Source organism: Shewanella sp. Isolate13 (assembly GCF_022398325.1).
Taxonomy (GTDB): Bacteria; Pseudomonadota; Gammaproteobacteria; order Enterobacterales; family Shewanellaceae; genus Shewanella.
Map to the genome: position 1 here is coordinate 1 of NZ_JAKEVD010000023.1, position 18784 is coordinate 18784.

Here is an 18784-nt window from a genome sequence, read left to right on the forward strand (position 1 = left end):
GCCTAGGGAGAATATTATTTATTAAAGTATGGTTTAACCATATATTGTGGCGATTAAGACGACGAACTGCAGCCAATAATTAAAAGTGACTAATGATTTAAAGGACTAAGGATTAAAAGGTACTAAGGTCAAAAAGGGCGGCACAGGTATAAGCTGTATCAATTATGTGATCTAAAGAATATTCGCAATAGCTTAACTAGTTGGGTGGTATGACTGCACTGATCTTTTAGTTATTCATGTTTAACTGTCCAGGCTAAAAGTATTCAGAGGTTCTAGCCAAAAGCTAAGTGCCGTACGAGCATAACCGAAACAACTAAAGTGACAGATGATTTTGACTGTCGAATTGTAAAATTACTGTGGGGGGAGTTGCTAAGTGAAAGATATGACTATCAGTCATGGAAAACTGAAATATACTGTTTTTTAAAATGCCCCGTTAGCGTGTCTCTGTAGATTTGGAAATTGGACAACTGATAGCGGTGGCGGTGACCAGTCCTTTCTTACGCGTAATTGATTATTACAATAAAGTGGTGTCACCATTTTATTGGTAAAAAGTAGAGGCATCGTTCATTTCAAGAAAAAATCTTACAAAAGTAACGAGTTAGATACTGCATTAGTAAGCAAATTTGGGTATTATATGGTTATACCATACTTTAGTTATTTTGTTTGTCGGTAGTTAAGTCTGGTAAAATCAACGATTGAGAGTGGAATAAAATGCAAAAGAAAATAGACAGTGCAGGGCAGAGCTGGCAGTACCATCAGCAAAAACCAACGGCAGGTCGGAAATTAAAATTGTTAGAGGCAGATGAATTGCTCGTAGCCTTGCCTCTGATCTATCGCCTTATCTCATTAGCTGAAGTTGAAAAGAGAAAAGACTGGTTTTATGAATTCGGAGAAACAGTTGAACGTGAGCAGCTCTATATCAAGTTGACTGAAAGTTTATCGTCACTAAATAAGATCCGCAAACAAGCGACAGGTGTTGAAGACGCCTTGATACAAACCAATCTACTGCTTAACTGCTATTTTAGTGATTATGGCTGGAGAATGGTACGAAAGGAGTTGTCGCAGATAAAGAAACGTAAAAAGAAATCTCATATTGAAATTGGCAATGATCTTGTCATAAAACTTAAGCAGTTCATGGCGGTAAATCAAATCGATACTTTTGACCAAGCCATAGATCACCTGTTGAGTGAATATCCAAAAGAAAACGATGAGTATTGATTTGCTAAACCTAAGATGCGGTTAATCTTGCTTAGCTATTAATATGGATATAGATAGGCGTTGGCAATTATCCTGAATTACAAAATCATAATAATCGGCGGTAGTGCCAATGCCATCGGTAAGTCCATTCTTTAGAAACTAAATCTTAAGCCGACTGTTCAGTTAAATAATTTAACCCGTTCTGTAGCTATCAGTACTCGGAAGTAAAGCGCCTTCGAAAGTTTAACCATACAACGGACTAAGTCGGTCTCTTAAAGTAAAATGTTGTGGTCATGTTGCAACTTTATTCCTAAAGCTCAAATGGATGCTAGAGCCCGGCTCGTGATCATCTGGCTAAATTGATTTCTTTTTTTGTGGTCAGGAGCCCAGCCGACAAGAAAGCGTTCGAAGTCAGCCCAGGCTAAATCCACCAACCCTTGCCACTCTTTAACCACTAAATTAGCGGTTAGCTTAGGCTGGTATAAGCCTAATGCATAGGTTAAACAGTCAAAATAATCATTCACTAATAATGTGAAATTATTCTTACAATCCGTCTCCGATAAGCAACTTCCTAGCAGATAAATAAGGTCTTTTACCCCAGTGCCACTGCCTACATACTGAAAATCTACGGCGGCGACATCGGTAAAATCTGGGGTGAAACAGAAATTAGCTACCTTAGCATCACCGTGAATAATGGTTTTATATTTACAATTATTCAAGGCCTTATCTATATTTGTGGCGCTTTCTTTCAGCTGTGAACTCGGCATTGCTTGCCACTCTTCAAGGCGAGTAGCAAGATGCCAGTAACTGCCTACTTCCCAAAGCCCATTATGTTTGTGGTCTGATGAGGAGTGAATAAATTTCGCATGAAAATGCGCTAACCAACGCAGGCACAATTTTGTTTGCTGAACTGTTAGGTTGGTGGCTCGAATAGGAAAGCCCTGATCATCGAGGTCTGACATTAGGATGAGTTGGCAAGGGTTACCGTTCTCAATAAAACGATGCTCGCCAATGAAGCTCGGGACAAGGCACTGATCATCGCATCGTTCGGCGAAGGTTTTATAAAAGTTAACTTCAACTTGATAAGAGTCGACTTTTCGCTGATGGGAAACCGAAGTTGACCAACCTCTGGGATGGCAAACCTGTCTAGGAGGGGAGATGTGTTTAACTATAAATTGTCTAATACCAAACTTTTGAACTAACTTAGGTGAGGTAAAGCGGTATCTTGCAATCTCGCCATACCCAGACCAAAGTGATTGAATCTTTGCGATTTTTTCAAAATCTGTCGATTTAAAAAATTCGACTAAAATATTTTCAATTGAGTTATTCGTTAGATCCATTAATGCGCCTAAGTGAAATCTTGTTCAAGAGCCAGACAGGTAGAACGCTGTACTATAATTGATAAGAAGCGGAAATCAAAACAGACTAATGCTTTTGATTCTGTTGTCGATTTTTCGAGGAAATTGTAGATAAAGAGGAAACATTGAATGAGGCGTAATCTAATAACTCTAGGCTTGTTGTTACTACCGTTGAGTGCGATGGCAAATATCGTTGTAGATAAAACTGGTGTTGATGAGAAAGACTATGTGTACGATCTTCATCAATGTACCGAAATGGCGACTCAAGTAGAGCAGAAAAAGACCGAAGGAAGTGCTATTGGTACTGCAGCTAAGGGCGCGGCGATTGGGTCTGCAGGTAAGGCGATAGCAGGTGGTTCAGGTACTGATGGCGCAAAAAAGGGAGCGGCAATTGGACTCGGTGTCGGCGTATTATCTAACAGTCGAGAGAGGCGAAATAATAAAGATGCCCACGCAACGGAGCAGCAAACCGTGATTAAGAACTGTATGACAAATCGCGGCTATGTTGTGCTCAACTAAGGTTTGTTTGTGTTAGGCTAAACTCTTAAGGTTTTTAAAGTGAGTTAAAGTTACCTTCATATTGCTTGGTTGTTGACGTGGCAATAAATCAAACAAATGAGCTACGCCTGAATCGCTCAATGATTATCTGCAGATTGATTTAATTGGATTATTTGATTTTTCCGTTTATCGTGCACATCTAAAGGCTTGGCTACTGATTCATTCACTAATGAATTAATAACACCAAATAATGGACAAAAACGGGAGTAAAATCAGTGAAACATGTTGTGATCACCGGTGCTAATCGAGGAATAGGCCTAACCTTTGTTGAGCACTACTTAGCTGATGGTTGGCGTGTCAGTGCATGCTGTAGGGATCCGATTAATGCACCCGAGCTTACCCAAATGATGTCCCGTTTTAATCGGCTCCAAGTTATTGAACTCGACGTAACTTCCGCCGACTCCATCGCAACATTGAATCAAACATTTGGTACTGATCCCATCGATCTATTAATTCATAACGCTGGGTATTATGGCCCAAAGGGAGTGCAATTTGGCGATACTGATGTTAAGCAGTGGCGCACAGTACTAGAGGTCAACACCATTGCTCCCCTTATACTTACAGAGGCCTTGTATGCGAACCTTAAACGCTCCCCTTGTGCTGTATTAGCGTTTATTTCGTCTAAAGTCGGCAGCATGTCTGATAACAGAAGTGGCGGGGGATATTATTATCGCTCATCTAAAGCGGCACTGAACTCTATTGTTAAGTCACTTTCCATCGATCTTCGACAAGATGGCATAAGGTGCGTGGCCCTGCATCCTGGGTGGGTGAAGACAGACATGGGCGGTCCTAATGCACTTATTGATGCCGATACCTCGGTAAGAGGGATGATGGCGGTAATAAAGCAATTAACATTTGAGCAAAGTGGTCACTTCTATGACTATCAGGGCGGCAGCATTGATTGGTAGAGCTTGTGTTAATACTGTCACATTGGAGGTTGACTAACCATTTGTAGCGCCTTCCTGTTACTGGGCGAGCGCTACACTGCTTTAGTAGGTAAAAATTAGCATTTTATGTGGTCATAAATTAAAATTAACCGAGCTAAACTACTAAGAAAATCGTGTTTTTGGTACCCTGTACAATTAATTCGTTTTCAGGTGACTTTAGCCGTTTATACGGCTAATAAACCACGATAGATGTCTCAATTTTCAGGATTTTAGAAAAAATTCTATCCGAATGCAGTAAATAACTAAAATTTAGTTTGCATCTGCTGAAAAAAGGAGTACTTTCGCGCTCCTTAATTTAACTTAACTGGAAGAATTGTAATGAGCGACAATAAGTTTATTATCGGAAGTGAAGAGTGGTGTGCATTCCCCGCTCTTGGTGTTCCTGCAATTAAGGCTAGAGTTGACTCTGGCGCCAGAACGTCATCAATCCATGCTGTAAATATCCGTCCTTTTAAAAGAGAAGGCGAGCCATGGGTTTCTTTTGAACTTCACCCGATACAAAACAGTCGCAAGATCATCCTAAGATGTGAAAGTAAAGTTGTTGACCGTCGTAACATCAAGAGTTCGAACGGCGAAATAGAAAAGCGTTACGTTATTGCATCAGTCATCCAGTTGGGTGGCCACGCGTGGGAAGTTGAGCTTACTCTAACGAATCGTGACAGCATGGGTTACCGTATGCTGTTAGGTCGTGAAGCGATGAGTAATAAAACGCTAGTCGATCCATCAGCATCATTTTGTTTAGGCGAGCAAAACGAAGCTGAAGTTGAACAGCTTTACGGTGTTAAAACGGCTAAGAAGAGCGGTTTAAAGATAGGTTTGCTAGCAAGTAACCCTGACTTATACAGCAACCAGCGTATCATTGAAGCAGGCGAGCAACGCGGCCACGAAATGGTGTTCTTGAACATCAAGCAGTGCTATTTAAAACTCGATGCATCAGAGCCAGAAGTGCATTACCGTGGTGGTCGTATCTTGAATGATCTTGATGCCGTAATTCCTCGCATCAGACCGAGTATGACTTTCTATGGCTGTGCTTTAACACGTCACTTTGAAAGCTTGAATATTATGGCGTTGAATACTTCTGAAGCAATAACTCGCTCAAGAGATAAGTTATTCTCGTTGCAGTTACTGCAAAAGAACAACCTAGATATTCCAACGAGTGGTTTTGCTAACTCACCTGTTGATACTAAAGATCTTATCGATATGGTTGGTGGTGCACCGCTTATCGTTAAGTTACTTGAAGGTACTCAAGGTAAGGGTGTTGTATTAGCAGAAACAACTAAAGCGGCTGAAAGTGTGATTAACGCATTTAAATCGCTACACGTTAACTTGCTAGTGCAGGAATTCATTAAAGAAGCTCAAGGTAAAGATTTACGTTGCTTTGTGATTGACGGTAAGGTTGTTGCTTCTATCGAGCGTACTGCAGCTCCTGGTGAGTTTAGAGCTAACATTCACCAAGGCGGTAGCGCATCAATCGTTTCTGTAAGTGCTGCAGAGAAGCAGTTAGCACTGAAAGCGGCAAAGACCATGGGTCTGCGCGTTGCTGGTGTTGATATTATTCGTTCTAGCAGAGGACCTCTATTACTAGAGATTAACTCTTCTCCAGGACTTGAAGGTATCGAGTCAGCAACAGGTATTGACATTGCAGGTGCGATGATTGAATCAATCGAAAAGAAATTAGGATGGAAGCCGGAGTAACTGGCTAAGTTTCTAGTTTCACTAGAAAGCGTTATGTCTCAGACATAACGCTTTTTTTTTGCTTGATGATAATTGACGCGATTGACATCGCCAGAGAGGGCTTAATGTAAAAAACATGTTAATGTGATATTTGTATCAACTTTTATGATAAAAATACCCATGATTATTCCTCTCGCCCCAAAACACTTCGATGCCGTTATAGCGCTTGGAAACCAGGTACATGGAGATGGCTACCTAGACGAAAAGTCGTTAGCTCATATCGTAGAGCTCGGACATAAAAATGGCATTAACAGCTGTTTCGTCGCAATTGATAAACAGCATCTACTTGGTTTTAGGCTCTGCTATGCTCCTGGACAGTGGGCCATAGATAAATGGTGCTCCCCAAATCGATGGCGCATAGAACCAGAGAAAGTGGGTTATTTTAAGTGTAATACGGTCGCAGAAGAGGCGAGAGGCCAAGGATTAGGGGGAAGATTACTCCAGGCCTCCATTTCTGCATTAACGCAGCAGGGAGCTGCTGCGGGCGTCAGTCATCTTTGGCAGCAAAGCCCTAATAATGCAGCGGTTAAATATTTCACAAAAGCGGGTGGTATATTGATAAAAGAGCACCCTAACAGGTGGAGTGATACCGACGAACATCCAAACTACGTGTGTATCCTGTGTGGCTCTAATTGTCATTGCGTGGCATGTGAAATGTTGCTGACGTTTTAGGGGGAAAGATGACCAATCAACAAAGTGACTGTTTTGACCCTTTAGTTGCTACGTCACCTAAATCACTTGCACCGTGCCATTCGTACTGGTCTGATACCATCGCACTAGGTAAACCAAAACAACCTCTTAGAGCGCAAGTTCAGGCTGATATAACCATCATTGGGGGCGGCTATACTGGCCTTCTGACCGCCTACTATCTTGCTAAAAATCATCATGTAGATGTCTGTCTGCTCGAGGCCAATAGAATAGGGTTTGGTGCGAGTGCTCGAAATGCCGGTTTTGTATTGGGCGGCTCGGGGCGTTTAGGCTACAGTCAAACGGCTCAACGTTGGGATTTAGACGTCGCTAAAGGTATTCATAACGAATTTTCGCAAGCGGTAGAGCGAGTAGAGGGCTTAATAGTAGAGCATAAAATTGATTGTGAACCGCAAGATAAGGGGTATCTTAAGATTGCCCATAACCGTAAAGCCTTTAAACAACTAAGCGATACGGCTCACTTCATCGACAAATATTTAGGAGAGAAACCACAACTTATCAGCCAAGCTCTGCTTAAGTCTGAATACATGGCTCATCATCAGGCATATGGAGCCCTAAGAGTTGAACGAGGATTTGGCGTTAACCCGCTAAAATTACTGCTTGGTTACAAACAGGTGGTTGAAAAATTGAAGGTTCCTCTTTATGAGCAAAGCTGTGTTGAATCCTGGATTCAGGAGGATGGCGTTCATAGGTTAATCACATCAAATGGCGAGGTAAGGACGAAGAAGGTAGTAAGCTTGGGAAATGGTTATACACCTAAGCGTTTTAACCCAGTAGTGGATAAACGTTTTTTGCCTATCTTAAGTAATATCATTGTTACTGAGCCTTTAACGCCAGACGAACTTGCTGCATCAGGTATTCATACTCGAGAAGTGGTGATGGATACCCGTATATTGAAATATTATTATCGTTTATTGCCCGATAATCGGCTGCTTTTCGGCGGTAGAGGCGCTATTTTTGGGCGGGATGCGCAAAACCCTGTGTACCAAGAGCGACTAAAATTTGCTTTAAGCCAATGCTTTCCTGCATTAAAAAATAAGAAACTGGCCTATAACTGGACTGGTTGGATTGCTGCTACCCTAGATGATATTCCCCATGTATTTGAAAGTAATGGAGTTGGCTACAGCTTAGGCTACTGTGGAGCCGGAGTGTCTTTCAGTGCTCAGGCAGCCTATCGCCTAGCAGAGAAAATTGTAGGTAAGCCTGTACCTAACTTGCCTTTATATCATCAGGCCGCGCCGCGATTTCCAGGAGCCAGCTTAAGGCGGTTAGGGCAGTGGGGGTATTACCATTACGGCTGGTTAAAAGATCGCTATTTTTAGGCAATTTTTTTACACAACAAGTGGTCTGTGCTACTTTTATAGCTTGGTTTTTTGCTATGGAGGAAGTTGTGAAGTCCACAGTAGACAAGATGTTAGTTAAGCACGATAAGCTCGTTCATTCTGAAGGTGTAAAGGTTTGCTCTCACACTCAAAGGGTTAAAGATGATTGGGTACAACATACAGTAATGATTGATGACTGTGATACACCTTTCACCTTCCGTCGCACTAAAAAATACAAAAGCCTCAACGGCGCAAGAGTGAATATGACGTATTACCCTGACACGCAGGGGCTCGCCGGATTTGAAATGGATATCTTTAAGGTTGTACGCATTAAGCGAAGCTAAAAACCCTCGTTAGTCCGTTTTTAATCACAATCACTGTTAAGCTGTCTCATTCACGGGCTCAATTGAGTTGCCTATTAAGTTTGAGTACAGTTCTAGGTTGTTATTATCTACCTCTCAAAACCTATGCTATTAAGCCTAGGTTAACCTTAAGAGGTGGATATGCAACATACTTTACAGCAACAGTATTGTGGTTTGGTAGCCCCAAAATTAGCGGGCGAGAAAGTCTCTATTTTGAATCATAGTGTGCAAACAGCGATAAAGATTACCCAGCGAACATTGTTGAGCCGCTATAAAAACGAAAATCAAATCTCCGCTTTAACGCTTTTAACTCTTAAGTCCGAGTCCCTAGAGTTGCATCGAGCCATATTAACCTCAGAGCTGGACAGTACAGAGAAAAGCATTTTGCTCGGTTATATTGATCAAAATCTAGAAAATATTGATGAAGCAATTAACACTCCCCAGATGAACAGGTTACTAGGTTAATCGTACTAACGCCTTTTAGAGGGATGAGGGATGCAGAACTGCTCTCGAACTAAAAGCGGATTATTAGGCTCGGTAGGTGAGCTTTCACCAGCCCATAAAAAAACCCAGCTTAGCTGGGTTTTTTATTACTACAAATGAGTTACTTAGCGTTCATTAGTGCAACAGCATTGTCTAGCATGCGGTTACTGAAGCCCCATTCGTTGTCATACCAAGCCATTACTTTAACTAGACGACCGTTAACACGTGTTTGTGTAGCATCGAAGTTAGAAGAGTATGGGTTGTGGTTAAAATCGATAGATACCAACGGCTCGTGGTTAACTGCCAATACTTCGCTTAATGGTGCGACAGAGGCGGCTTTTTCGATGATAGCATTGATCTCTTCAACACTTGTGTCGCGTGCAGCGACGAAAGACAAGTCAACCAATGAAACGTTAACCGTAGGAACGCGAACCGCTAATCCATCAAACTTACCTGCAAGTTCTGGAACCACAAGGCCTACGGCAGCAGCTGCACCAGTCTTAGTTGGGATCATAGACATCGCTGCTGCACGAGCACGGCGAAGGTCAGTGTGATAAACGTCAGACAAACGTTGGTCGTTAGTATAAGCGTGAATGGTCGTCATTAGACCTGATTCGATGCCAATCTCATCATTTAACGGCTTAGCAAACGGCGCTAAACAGTTTGTAGTACAAGAAGCATTTGAAATGACCGTCATGTCACCAGTAATTTCGTCGTTGTTGACACCGTAAACAACAGTCGCATCGACATTCTTACCTGGCGCAGAAATAATCACCTTTTTAGCGCCAGCATCTAGGTGAGGCTGCACTGATTCCTTAGATGTGAAAATGCCGGTACATTCAAATACCACATCAACATCTAACTCTTTCCAAGGAAGTTTTGAAGGATCACGCTCTTGGAAGGTAAGGATCTTATCTTCGTTCACAAAAATAGCGTCATCTGCGTGTTCTACTTTTGCGTTAAAGCGACCATGTACAGAATCGTATTTAGTTAAATGAGCGTTGATTGAAGCATCACCCAAATCGTTTAGTGCAACAATCTTGATAGGGTAGTTCTTTTCGCTTTCATATAGTGCGCGTAGAACATTGCGGCCGATACGGCCATAGCCGTTAATTGCAACTCGGATAGTCATCTCATATCCCTCTGGTAAAAGAAAAAATAGAATCTGGTAGTAAAATTACCAAACTGGCAGCCATCGTCAAGTAATATCGGTGATAAACGGCTAATTATTGCTAATATTTAGGTAATTTTTTTACACGTGTCGCGAATTCGAATATAAATTGTGTTAATCGATAAAATAACTGTAAGTTGGCAAAAATATTGCCAAATTAGCAGTGTTTAACAGCTAAAGCTTACAGTGGCTTGATTAGATCTTCGTCAAGCAATATTTTTAGCTTACTTTGCTGATACTTTCCACTCATAAGCTGATCTGCAAGATTTTCGGCATCTCGGTCTAACTGTCGCTGAAGTGCTTTCTCTCCCTTGATGAGTGCAAGCATCTGCTCGCTCGAAAATTTTGCCTTAGTTATTTCAATATTGGTCATAGATAGCCAATATTCAATTTCATTTCTGCCTTCTTGACGATAAAGCGTGGCCAATGCCAGTAGCCAGTCCGGTTTAAACTCTTCTGCGGTGCTTGCCTTTAATACCTCAGCATAGAGGCGCTTGGATTTCTTAGGGTTTACTTTTACAAAATAAGAGGCTAATTGAGCCTGTAGTTCTATATCGACTATTTTATTGTCTTGTTCTGCCGCAAAAAGTACCGCTCCGGCGTCTGTGTCGTTAAAACGTGACCAATGATAGTAGGCGAGGTGAGGATCTGTGCTTCCTTTAGTCGTTTCCTGCAACTCGGCTAATGACTGCGAGCTTAAACCAAATGCACGAGCGCGGTCGTTAGTACGCTCCGGATGTAAAATGTGCTGTACGCCGGCGGCTAGCTCAACGCATTTATTGTAATTTTCTAAGTACACTAGCTGCTGATAAATCTCTTTACCAGAAGGGTCAGGTATACTTTTTAGCTTGAACCTATTACGGATCAGGTCTCCTCGTTCAAATCGACACCAACTATCTTTATGTAGATCGGCACAAAGTTCAGGATTTTTGTTACAAATGATCTGAGTATTTGTCGGCTGTTCGCAGCCAATTAGGCCAAAAACAAGCGGAATCCCAAGAAATGATGTAATCATTACAAGTTTTCGGTTCAAACTAGGCTCCAGATAGCGTTTTATCTAATAAAATTACAATGTTATGAAAAATATCTTGCTAGCTTGAGAGCATACTTTTCATTACAATAGCGCCGACCAAACGGGGAAAGATCCCCTATATAACGATAGATTATTGGTCTTTTCTTTTTGTTACTCAAACATTTCTGATGAAAAAGTCAGAAAAGTGAGATAAAGGATCTGTTAATGAGCGCTGATAAACACCTACAAAGTTGGCAAGAACGTTTCGAAATGGCTGAGGCTATGCAGCCATTACTTGGTAAGTTATACCGTAACCAAGGTGTAGAAGTCGTCGTCTATGGCAAACCTCTACTAAATGCCTCTACAATCGAAATCATCAAATCGCACCGTTTAGTGCGTCGCCATGTTGGTGAAAAACTGAGACTACGTGAAAGCTTTCCATTTGTTGAAGCCCTAAGCAAGTTAGCGGTGAAACAGTGTAAAGTTGACATCGGTAAACTCGCGGTTAATTACTGGCGCGAATATCAAGATGCAAGTCAGATTGAAGCTTACATGAGCCGCGAACTTGCAGATGCAATCACCCATCAAGATGACGAAGAAGCAAGAGATGTTGTTCTTTATGGTTTTGGCCGTATCGGTCGTCTACTCGCTCGCTTGCTTATTGAAAGAACGGGTGTAAGCAATAAGCTTAGACTACGTGCTATCGTTCTTCGTGGCGGCCGTACTGGCGATTTGGAAAAGCGTGCAAGCCTATTGCGTCGTGACTCTGTTCATGGACCATTTAATGGCTCCGTTGAAGTCGATGAAGAGAACAATGCAATCATCGCTAACGGTACCTACATTCAGGTGATCTACGCAAACTCTCCGGATGAAGTCGATTACACTAAGTTTGGTATCTCAAATGCGCTTGTTGTCGATAACACAGGCATCTGGAAAGATGAAGCGGGTCTCGGTTTACATCTTAAGTCTCCAGGCGCTAGCAAGGTACTTCTTACCGCTCCAGCTAAAGGCGCTATCAAGAACGTTGTTTATGGTGTGAACGAGCAAGATATTCTTGATGAAGACACTATCGTATCGGCGGCTAGCTGTACTACAAACGCGATTACACCTGTACTTAAGGCTGTTAACGATAAGTATGGTATTGAAAATGGTCACGTGGAAACAATTCACTCATATACCAATGATCAGAACCTTATCGATAACTACCATAAAGCAGACCGTCGTGGCCGTAGTGCACCATTGAACATGGTTATTACTGAAACTGGCGCGGCAAAAGCAGTATCTAAGGCTTTACCTGTATTAGAGGGTAAGCTAACGGGTAACGCAATCCGCGTTCCTACGCCTAACGTTTCTATGGCGATTATTAGCCTTAACCTTAACGGTGAAACAAACAAGCACGACTTAAACGAATATCTAAAAGATATGGCGTTACAGTCAGAGCTGCAAAACCAGATCGATTACACAGATTCTACAGAAATCGTGTCTAGTGACTTAGTTGGCTCACGTTACGCAGGTGTTGTTGATTCTCAAGCAACTATCGCTGAAGGTAATCGCGCGATACTTTATGTATGGTATGACAATGAATTTGGCTATAGCTGCCAGGTTGTTGGTGTTATGCAGAAAATGCTTGGCCTTAACTACCAGTCTTTACCCCATGGCTAATTCTTTACTGAATTAGTTCGTCTAGAAAACGCCTCTTATCATAGAGGCGTTTTTGTTTTTAGGTCACCCAATGGAAAAGGGGAGGCTGGAATAACTGTTCGCTAAAAGGTTTGCACAGCTACAGCAACTGGATGATTCTCCTCCATCTCTAAGCGGTTATTCCCAATAACCACTTTGTAAAGGGTTTTAAACTCCAAAAATAAGGCGGCAAAACAATCAAGATGCATGAAATTTGTTATTTCTGATGGTTTTAACGTCAAACAGTCACTAATTTGTTTTTTGTCGATTGACTCTCATCGGTAAATCGGTAGAATGCCATTCCGTAGTCAAGGGGAAGCGAACTAAGCAACGACTTGAATACAGTTTAAATTGAAATGCGACATTAGCTCAGTTGGTAGAGCGATACCTTGCCAAGGTATAGGTCATCGGTTCGAACCCGATATGTCGCTCCAATTTAAATATGTGGCGCGATGGCAGAATGGCTATGCTGCGGATTGCAAATCCGTCGATCTCGGTTCGACTCCGGGTCGCGCCTCCACAATTTAAGAGACAGTTTAAATTGAAATGCGACATTAGCTCAGTTGGTAGAGCGATACCTTGCCAAGGTATAGGTCATCGGTTCGAACCCGATATGTCGCTCCAATTTAAATATGTGGCGCGATGGCAGAATGGCTATGCTGCGGATTGCAAATCCGTCGATCTCGGTTCGACTCCGGGTCGCGCCTCCACAATTTAAGAGTTTGGTGAGTTTGCTCAATAAAGAGCAAGCAGTATTAATACCGATAATACGTATCGTCAGAGTCAAAGAGTTTGCCCGTGTGGTGGAATCGGTAGACACAAGGGATTTAAAATCCCTCGCTGAATAAGCGTGCCAGTTCAAGTCTGGCCACGGGTACCATCTTCTTTTGAAGAGTGAATAAACCAGCCTAGAGCTGGTTTTTTTACATCTGTAATATGATGGTAGACACAAGGGATTTACTTTCTATAAGAGATGCCTCGCAGATTAACCCCACCAGTTCAAGTCTGGCCACGGATACCATCATTAAAGCCTCTGCATTAACGTGCGGAGGCTTTTTTGTATTTGTTGTTTACGAAGAAAGCACAAGGGATTGCTTTTTATAAGAGCCGCCTCCCAGAGTAGGCGAGCTAACTCAAGTCCTGCTAAAGCCTCTGTATTAACGTCTGTCAGCTCAATTAGCCACCGGTTCCTTACATGAATAGTGGTGAAACCAACATGCAGCTGGCTGTCATATCCCTCACAAACTGCAAGGGCCAAACATTGGTCACTGGTATTAAGCCATGAGCTTGGCAATTGTCCGCTATTTATCATTTAGTTTGAATTCAGCAGCACTAAAGTCAGCGCCATGCTTGGCCTGTTTTTGACCTGTCATTTTTATTAGCGCTAATGGTTTGTCTTCTTTATTTAGCACCTAGCACTTTTGAGAAGGAGACTTTGAGGGATAAATAATTGTTGGTTGTTCTTTTTGTACTATTATTTTTTTATCGGATATTTATGGATGAATACAAATATGTTCAAAGGAATGACAATTAGGATAAAGCTGATAGCTCTTGCTTCGCTTGTAACGGTATCAATGCTGTTTTATGGCGTTTTCGAGAACATAATTATAAACAAAATCATATATGCAGAGGAGGTTGCCTCTCAGAATTGGTTTATTGAAGCAGAGCTTCTTGCTTTAAGACGTCATGAAAAAGACTTTTTTTCACGAATGGATGATAAGTACCTAGAGAAGCATGCTGATGTCATGGTTCATATCAAAAAGGATTTAATTAAGCTGAATGAAGATTACCTGTTGCTATTTAACAGAGGGGCTAATAATTCTACCACCCTTAGTAAGCTAGATACCTATGAAAAGTCATTTGTAGAACTGGCAAAGCTTTCACACCAGATCTATGACAAAGATGGGCTTGAGAAAGAGATTGAACAGTCTAGAGCGAAACTAGAAGAAGCAATTGTTAGTTCCAATTCCATTAGCGTTGAACATTTGATGCTTGAGCTTATTGAGGCAGATTATGAGTTCCGTATCCACCACTCCCAGGAAACTCTTGAACAGTTACTTTCTAGCAAAAAAACACTAGAGGTTGCAATTGCAGATTACCCTGCAGTTAAACCTTTTTATGATTCCTATTTTAAAGTCTATAACGAACTTATTAACTTACATTTAAAGATGGGATTTGAGCATCATGAGGGCCTTAGGGGGGTAATGCGGGAGACGGCTCATGAGGCTGAAGCTGTCATAGTGGATAATGCTAAAAATATTTCCCTATTGATCGCCGATTATATTACGGAGCAAAAGATGACTTTACATATTTTGGGGCTTTTTTTGCTCTTATTTACCTTAAGTTTCGTTTTTGTAATAGCGAGCAATATCAATTCTAGGCTTAATGCGTTAAATCATATGGTCAAGGCAATATCTACCGGTAATAGAGATTTGACAAGTCGAATCAACTTTGAAGGTCACGATGAATTTAGCGATATTGCTCGTTCGTTCAATCGATTTATTGAGTCTCTTCAAGGTGCATTTAAAGAGATTAGAGATAGTTATGAAGCGATTAACCTTGCTAGTCATGAAATGTCTGAGAAACTAAATTTGACTACTCAAGGTTTTAGAGACGCTGTAGCTCGGGTAAATAGCATTAGTAGCTCTGTTCATGAATTAGTAACGGTAAATTCGGAAATAAACCTTTCAATTAATGCTACAGATGATGCTTCAAACAAACTCGGTAAAGCTAACGAACAAGCTTTGGATATATCTAGAGAGTCAAATGCTGAGATCGATTGTTTAAATGAGAAGTTGCTAAGTGGCCAGGAAAAGATTTCTGAACTAAATGAGCAATCAGCAAAAATTCAAAGTGTTACTAAAGCAATCCAAGAGCTGGCTTCACAAATTAACTTACTTTCCCTAAATGCTGCGATCGAAGCTGCTAGAGCTGGAGAGCAGGGTAAAGGCTTTGCTGTCGTTGCGGATGAAGTGCGAAGCTTATCGGGCAAAACGGATGAAGCAACGTTAGCTATTGATGAAACGATTGTAGAGTTGCAGAAAAAAATTGCTGTCGTGGTGAATATTCTTGAGGAGTCAACCCAAACAGCACAAGGTACATTGAATAAGAGTAAAAATGCCAAGAATGAACTTGTTACTGTTGAAACTTTGTGTCAAAGCTTGTCATCACAAACTTCACAATTAGCCACAGCCTCCGAAGAGCAGCAGTATACTAATAAGGAGGTTGAAGGTCATCTACAGGATCTAGTCGCAATTTCGAGTGTTAATGAAGAGCAAATTGCACAATCCCAGCAATCTACGGACATCGTCTTACGCCAGTCTAAGAAGCTTAAAGCAACAATTGATAGCTTTAAAGTGGCATGATGCAACAAATACGTAGGTAGACCCATTAAGAACCAACATTCAAACCTGAATTTACCTAGACTTTACAGCAACCAGGCTCAGCCTCGCTGAGCTTTGGCTTCAAATTAAGAGGCCGTCACATTTGTATTTGCTGAACTCGTTAGTGATAGCACCCGGTTTACTCTATTTCTCAGTTAAGGCTCTGAACAATAAAGATGTGATAGTGGGTCATATCTTACCGTGGAGCTGTAAAAGGTTACCTTAGCTGGCACTATATTTGGGTTTAAGCTTGCCAATTTATGCTAGCCCCATTTTTACATACAATTTTATTCATGGATTAACGATTGAGAACTCTTAAAGCCTTGTTAGTGTCTCCACAGACTTAGTCGCTAACCAATCTATTTGTTGAAGTAAAAAGTATTAGAAAGCCATTGCAGATTAAGCTTTAACCTTGTTTTGTTTATAATTTAAGTTCGTTGTTCGCGATTTAACCGTATGAATGAAAACAACAAATAATTGGTTGACTCATTTTTCAAATCTAGTAAAGTACGCCTCGTTCCCGGCAAGAAGGGAAAGAAAGTGGCGCGATGGCAGAATGGCTATGCTGCGGATTGCAAATCCGTCGATCTCGGTTCGACTCCGGGTCGCGCCTCCACAATTTAAGAGTTTGGTGAGTTTGCTCAATAAAGAGCAAGCAGTATTAATACCGATAATACGTATCGTCAGAGTCAAAGAGTTTGCCCGTGTGGTGGAATCGGTAGACACAAGGGATTTAAAATCCCTCGCTGAATAAGCGTGCCAGTTCAAGTCTGGCCACGGGTACCAAATAACTCTCTCGTAGAGTTGCAGAGAAGCCTCGACAGTGTCGGGGCTTTTTTGTATTTGTTGTTTACGAAGAAAGCATAAGGGATTGCTTTTTATAAGAGCCGCCTCGCTGAATAAGCGTGCCAGTTCAAGTCTGGCCACGGGTACCATCTTCTTTTGAAGAGTGAATTAACCAGCCTAGAGCTGGTTTTTTTACATCTGTAATATGATGGTAGACACAAGGGGTTTACTTTCTATAAGAGATGCCTCGCAGAGTAAGCCCACCAACTCAAGTCTGCCCACGGGTACCATCTTCTTTTGAGGAGTGACTAAACCAGCCTAGAGCTATTTTTTTATGTGTGAATTTTGACGTTTGAATGAGAAGCCTCGTTGCGAGTCCTTACGTTTAGAGCCCTAGAAGCAAACACTAATGCTCTATGAGTAGTGTTTTTGCGAAGGTTAGCCAATGCTAAGGGCCAGTAAAACGGAGATAAATTCGTGAAACAGCCCCTAGAAAGTCGGTATTATTCTTTCCTCACCCAAGTATTACAAAAGTGAAACGGTAAATCAGGACTTTGTTAGGGGGCATCTAGGGATGTTCTTAGGCTTTCTAACGAATACAAGTGCTTCAGTGCCAGTGTTAAGAGGCAAAAAGCCCTAACGTGTAGGGCTTTTCTTTTATGTACTTAATGCATCTTTATTTTAAATACATTTAGCAGGTTTAGGCAGACCCGCTATTTTAGTTGCCTGCTTGGCTGGACCGACTGGGAAGAGGGTATAGAGATATTTTGAGTTCCCCTTGTCTTCACCGAGCTTTTGACCTATCGCTTTAACTAGCACGCGTATCGCTGGGCTTGTCTTAAATTCTAGGTAGAATTCGCGCACGAAGTTAATCACTTCCCAGTGCGCTTCGGTCAGTTCTATTTGTTCTTCCTTGGCGATCACTGGCGCTAGCTCAGGAGTCCAATCCGTGACTGATTTTAAATAGCCTTGATGATCGGTTTCTATCTGTTTTCCATTAAATTCTATCATTTTACCAACTAATTACTTTTTCATGCTCAAGGCTTAACTCAACAAACTCGTTATAGCTGACTTGCTTAACGTCCTTTAAATAATCTTGCAGACCACGAGCGTTAACGTCTTCTTGTAAGACTACGACGTTCAGATCTGCCAATTTTGCGCGCCACTCAGCCTTTAGTAAACAGTTAATCCCATTGCCAGACAATAAAATACTGTCGTTGTTCGTAATGTAACGCAGACAAGTACTAAGCGCACCACTCTGTTCCACCGAGTTTTGTATGTGATGTAATATCATTAGAAAACTAGCACCTCATCAACTTCTGCAAGATGTTTTGAAATATCAGCCGGCAAGGCCGTTGTTACATCAATCCGTAAATCTTCTTGTTCAAGTCCAAGCGCTTGCATCGATTCTTGGCATACCAATACGGTTTCAATATCATAAAGCGACAAAGCACCTAAGGCAGCGATGTAATCTTTGCTACCAATTGATTCAGGATCTTGCTTCTTTAGTAGAGTCAGTATCCCTTCATCGCAAAAGAGCAGGCTCACTTCCTGCTCAAAGCTGGCACTTAATAATGATAGGTCAAGCCCTTCGCGGCCATGGGCTGTGCCATGGGGAGCCTGTCTAAAGATGATACAAAGTTTCTTCACTTACGCTCCTAAAAGCTAACGAGCCTGTCGGCAGTTTCAATTCCAGTCACTAGCTCGCCTAATCCGCCCATAGTAAACGGTAGTTGCATATTCCAATGGCTATGCTGGTTCTCTTTTGCTTCAGACTCCGATAACACTCCACGGCGCAGCGCGGCAGAAACACAGTTAACCAAGGCGACACCGTGAAGCTGATGCAACTCAATCCATGCTTGCTTTAGATCGAACTCATCGCTGGCTGGAGAGTTGAGATGATTGGTGTTAAGCACACCGTCCTGGTAGAAGAACACCTTTTCTATGGCGTGACCGTTTTCTATTGCGGCTTTAGCGAAGCGGTAGGCGCTATAACTCGACGCACTGCCATAGGCTGCGGAGTTAACCTGAATAATGAATTTGCTCATGGTAAAAAAAATGGCCCTGTAATAGGGCCATTTTA

The 18784-nt window shown here is 41.8% G+C and carries 17 protein-coding genes, 7 tRNA genes and 1 pseudogene; 18 read left to right on the forward strand and 7 right to left on the reverse strand.

From position 1 onward, the window contains the following. The first annotated feature begins 711 nt into the window (after window positions 1–711). Window positions 712–1218, forward strand: coding sequence for a hypothetical protein (locus L1D44_RS14485; RefSeq protein WP_239891718.1), 507 nt, complete (start codon window positions 712–714; stop codon window positions 1216–1218). A gap of 296 nt (window positions 1219–1514) precedes the next feature. On the opposite strand, the gene L1D44_RS14490 is transcribed toward L1D44_RS14485, so the two are convergent. After that, the gene (locus L1D44_RS14490) at window positions 1515–2537 is read right to left on the reverse strand and encodes an oxidoreductase family protein (protein ID WP_239891720.1); all 1023 of its coding nucleotides are present in this window, start codon (window positions 2535–2537) and stop codon (window positions 1515–1517) included. Between the two features lie 147 nt (window positions 2538–2684). On the opposite strand from L1D44_RS14490, the gene L1D44_RS14495 reads away from it, so the two are divergent. From L1D44_RS14495 to L1D44_RS14530, 8 genes and pseudogenes are all read left to right on the forward strand, one after another. Then, the gene (locus L1D44_RS14495) at window positions 2685–3074 is read left to right on the forward strand and encodes a glycine zipper family protein (RefSeq protein WP_239891722.1); all 390 of its coding nucleotides are present in this window, start codon (window positions 2685–2687) and stop codon (window positions 3072–3074) included. Between the two features lie 254 nt (window positions 3075–3328). Further along, on the forward strand, window positions 3329–4021 hold the full coding sequence (locus L1D44_RS14500; protein ID WP_239891723.1) for an SDR family oxidoreductase: 693 nt from the start codon (window positions 3329–3331) through the stop codon (window positions 4019–4021). A gap of 357 nt (window positions 4022–4378) precedes the next feature. Continuing rightward, window positions 4379–4786, forward strand: a pseudogene (locus tag L1D44_RS14505) (RimK/LysX family protein); the annotation flags it as partial. Window positions 4787–4870: 84 nt separating this feature from the next. After that, the gene (gene rimK / locus L1D44_RS14510) at window positions 4871–5755 is read left to right on the forward strand and encodes a 30S ribosomal protein S6--L-glutamate ligase (protein WP_239891854.1); all 885 of its coding nucleotides are present in this window, start codon (window positions 4871–4873) and stop codon (window positions 5753–5755) included. Window positions 5756–5914: 159 nt separating this feature from the next. Further along, window positions 5915–6466 carry a GNAT family N-acetyltransferase gene (locus L1D44_RS14515; protein WP_239891725.1) on the forward strand — a complete coding sequence of 184 codons (552 nt, stop codon included), beginning with the start codon at window positions 5915–5917 and terminating at the stop codon, window positions 6464–6466. An 8-nt stretch (window positions 6467–6474) separates the two neighbouring features. Then, window positions 6475–7824 (forward strand): FAD-binding oxidoreductase, encoded by a 1350-nt coding sequence (locus tag L1D44_RS14520; protein ID WP_239891728.1) that lies wholly within the window; start codon window positions 6475–6477, stop codon window positions 7822–7824. 68 nt (window positions 7825–7892) lie between these two features. After that, the gene (locus L1D44_RS14525) at window positions 7893–8168 is read left to right on the forward strand and encodes a hypothetical protein (RefSeq protein ID WP_220769209.1); all 276 of its coding nucleotides are present in this window, start codon (window positions 7893–7895) and stop codon (window positions 8166–8168) included. Between the two features lie 159 nt (window positions 8169–8327). Continuing rightward, the gene (locus L1D44_RS14530) at window positions 8328–8651 is read left to right on the forward strand and encodes a hypothetical protein (protein WP_239891730.1); all 324 of its coding nucleotides are present in this window, start codon (window positions 8328–8330) and stop codon (window positions 8649–8651) included. A gap of 139 nt (window positions 8652–8790) precedes the next feature. On the opposite strand, the gene gap is transcribed toward L1D44_RS14530, so the two are convergent. Further along, the gene (gene gap, locus L1D44_RS14535) at window positions 8791–9801 is read right to left on the reverse strand and encodes a type I glyceraldehyde-3-phosphate dehydrogenase (RefSeq protein WP_220769207.1); all 1011 of its coding nucleotides are present in this window, start codon (window positions 9799–9801) and stop codon (window positions 8791–8793) included. A 220-nt stretch (window positions 9802–10021) separates the two neighbouring features. After that, window positions 10022–10855 carry a DUF2989 domain-containing protein gene (locus tag L1D44_RS14540; RefSeq protein WP_239891732.1) on the reverse strand — a complete coding sequence of 278 codons (834 nt, stop codon included), beginning with the start codon at window positions 10853–10855 and terminating at the stop codon, window positions 10022–10024. Between the two features lie 222 nt (window positions 10856–11077). Here L1D44_RS14540 and L1D44_RS14545 point away from each other — a divergent pair, with 222 nt between their 5' ends. From L1D44_RS14545 to L1D44_RS14585, 9 genes are all read left to right on the forward strand, one after another. Further along, complete coding sequence (locus tag L1D44_RS14545) at window positions 11078–12514, forward strand: glyceraldehyde-3-phosphate dehydrogenase (protein ID WP_239891734.1); 1437 nt, start codon at window positions 11078–11080, stop codon at window positions 12512–12514. Between the two features lie 376 nt (window positions 12515–12890). After that, a tRNA-Gly gene (locus L1D44_RS14550) sits at window positions 12891–12966 on the forward strand. A gap of 12 nt (window positions 12967–12978) precedes the next feature. Then, window positions 12979–13052, forward strand: a tRNA-Cys gene (locus L1D44_RS14555). Between the two features lie 28 nt (window positions 13053–13080). Then, window positions 13081–13156, forward strand: a tRNA-Gly gene (locus L1D44_RS14560). Window positions 13157–13168: 12 nt separating this feature from the next. Beyond that, window positions 13169–13242: transfer RNA gene (locus L1D44_RS14565), tRNA-Cys, on the forward strand. Window positions 13243–13326: 84 nt separating this feature from the next. Beyond that, window positions 13327–13412 (forward strand) — tRNA-Leu (locus L1D44_RS14570). Between the two features lie 619 nt (window positions 13413–14031). Next, window positions 14032–15897 (forward strand): methyl-accepting chemotaxis protein, encoded by a 1866-nt coding sequence (locus L1D44_RS14575; protein ID WP_239891736.1) that lies wholly within the window; start codon window positions 14032–14034, stop codon window positions 15895–15897. Window positions 15898–16457: 560 nt separating this feature from the next. Then, window positions 16458–16531: transfer RNA gene (locus L1D44_RS14580), tRNA-Cys, on the forward strand. 84 nt (window positions 16532–16615) lie between these two features. After that, a tRNA-Leu gene (locus tag L1D44_RS14585) sits at window positions 16616–16701 on the forward strand. A 681-nt stretch (window positions 16702–17382) separates the two neighbouring features. Here L1D44_RS14585 and L1D44_RS14590 read toward each other — a convergent pair. From L1D44_RS14590 to tusD, 4 genes are read right to left on the reverse strand one after another with little or no spacing between them, the layout of a single operon-like run. Continuing rightward, entirely contained in the window at window positions 17383–17712 is a 330-nt protein-coding gene (locus L1D44_RS14590; RefSeq protein WP_239891738.1) for a TusE/DsrC/DsvC family sulfur relay protein, read from the reverse strand. 1 nt (window position 17713) lies between these two features. After that, window positions 17714–17995: a sulfurtransferase complex subunit TusB gene (gene tusB, locus L1D44_RS14595; RefSeq protein WP_239891740.1), complete on the reverse strand. Its 282-nt coding sequence runs from the start codon at window positions 17993–17995 to the stop codon at window positions 17714–17716. Next, window positions 17995–18351 carry a sulfurtransferase complex subunit TusC gene (gene tusC / locus L1D44_RS14600; RefSeq protein ID WP_239891742.1) on the reverse strand — a complete coding sequence of 119 codons (357 nt, stop codon included), beginning with the start codon at window positions 18349–18351 and terminating at the stop codon, window positions 17995–17997. Before tusC ends, tusB begins: the two co-directional genes overlap by 1 nt. An 8-nt stretch (window positions 18352–18359) precedes the next feature. Next, window positions 18360–18749 (reverse strand): sulfurtransferase complex subunit TusD, encoded by a 390-nt coding sequence (tusD, locus tag L1D44_RS14605; protein ID WP_239891744.1) that lies wholly within the window; start codon window positions 18747–18749, stop codon window positions 18360–18362. Between the last annotated feature and the right edge of the window lie 35 nt (window positions 18750–18784).

What these genes read in the sequence shown, in the direction of transcription:
- L1D44_RS14545 (WP_239891734.1), top strand. Translation starts at nt 11,078, where the DNA reads ATGAGCGCTGATAAACACCTACAAAGTTGGCAAGAACGTTTCGAAATG.
- L1D44_RS14530 (WP_239891730.1), top strand. Translation starts at nt 8,328, where the DNA reads ATGCAACATACTTTACAGCAACAGTATTGTGGTTTGGTAGCCCCAAAA.
- L1D44_RS14590 (WP_239891738.1), bottom strand. Translation starts at nt 17,712, where the DNA reads ATGATAGAATTTAATGGAAAACAGATAGAAACCGATCATCAAGGCTAT.
- L1D44_RS14490 (WP_239891720.1), bottom strand. Translation starts at nt 2,537, where the DNA reads ATGGATCTAACGAATAACTCAATTGAAAATATTTTAGTCGAATTTTTT.
- L1D44_RS14485 (WP_239891718.1), top strand. Translation starts at nt 712, where the DNA reads ATGCAAAAGAAAATAGACAGTGCAGGGCAGAGCTGGCAGTACCATCAG.
- L1D44_RS14515 (WP_239891725.1), top strand. Translation starts at nt 5,915, where the DNA reads ATGATTATTCCTCTCGCCCCAAAACACTTCGATGCCGTTATAGCGCTT.
- gap (WP_220769207.1), bottom strand. Translation starts at nt 9,801, where the DNA reads ATGACTATCCGAGTTGCAATTAACGGCTATGGCCGTATCGGCCGCAAT.
- L1D44_RS14540 (WP_239891732.1), bottom strand. Translation starts at nt 10,855, where the DNA reads ATGATTACATCATTTCTTGGGATTCCGCTTGTTTTTGGCCTAATTGGC.
- tusB (WP_239891740.1), bottom strand. Translation starts at nt 17,995, where the DNA reads ATGATATTACATCACATACAAAACTCGGTGGAACAGAGTGGTGCGCTT.
- L1D44_RS14575 (WP_239891736.1), top strand. Translation starts at nt 14,032, where the DNA reads ATGAATACAAATATGTTCAAAGGAATGACAATTAGGATAAAGCTGATA.
- L1D44_RS14495 (WP_239891722.1), top strand. Translation starts at nt 2,685, where the DNA reads ATGAGGCGTAATCTAATAACTCTAGGCTTGTTGTTACTACCGTTGAGT.
- L1D44_RS14520 (WP_239891728.1), top strand. Translation starts at nt 6,475, where the DNA reads ATGACCAATCAACAAAGTGACTGTTTTGACCCTTTAGTTGCTACGTCA.
- tusD (WP_239891744.1), bottom strand. Translation starts at nt 18,749, where the DNA reads ATGAGCAAATTCATTATTCAGGTTAACTCCGCAGCCTATGGCAGTGCG.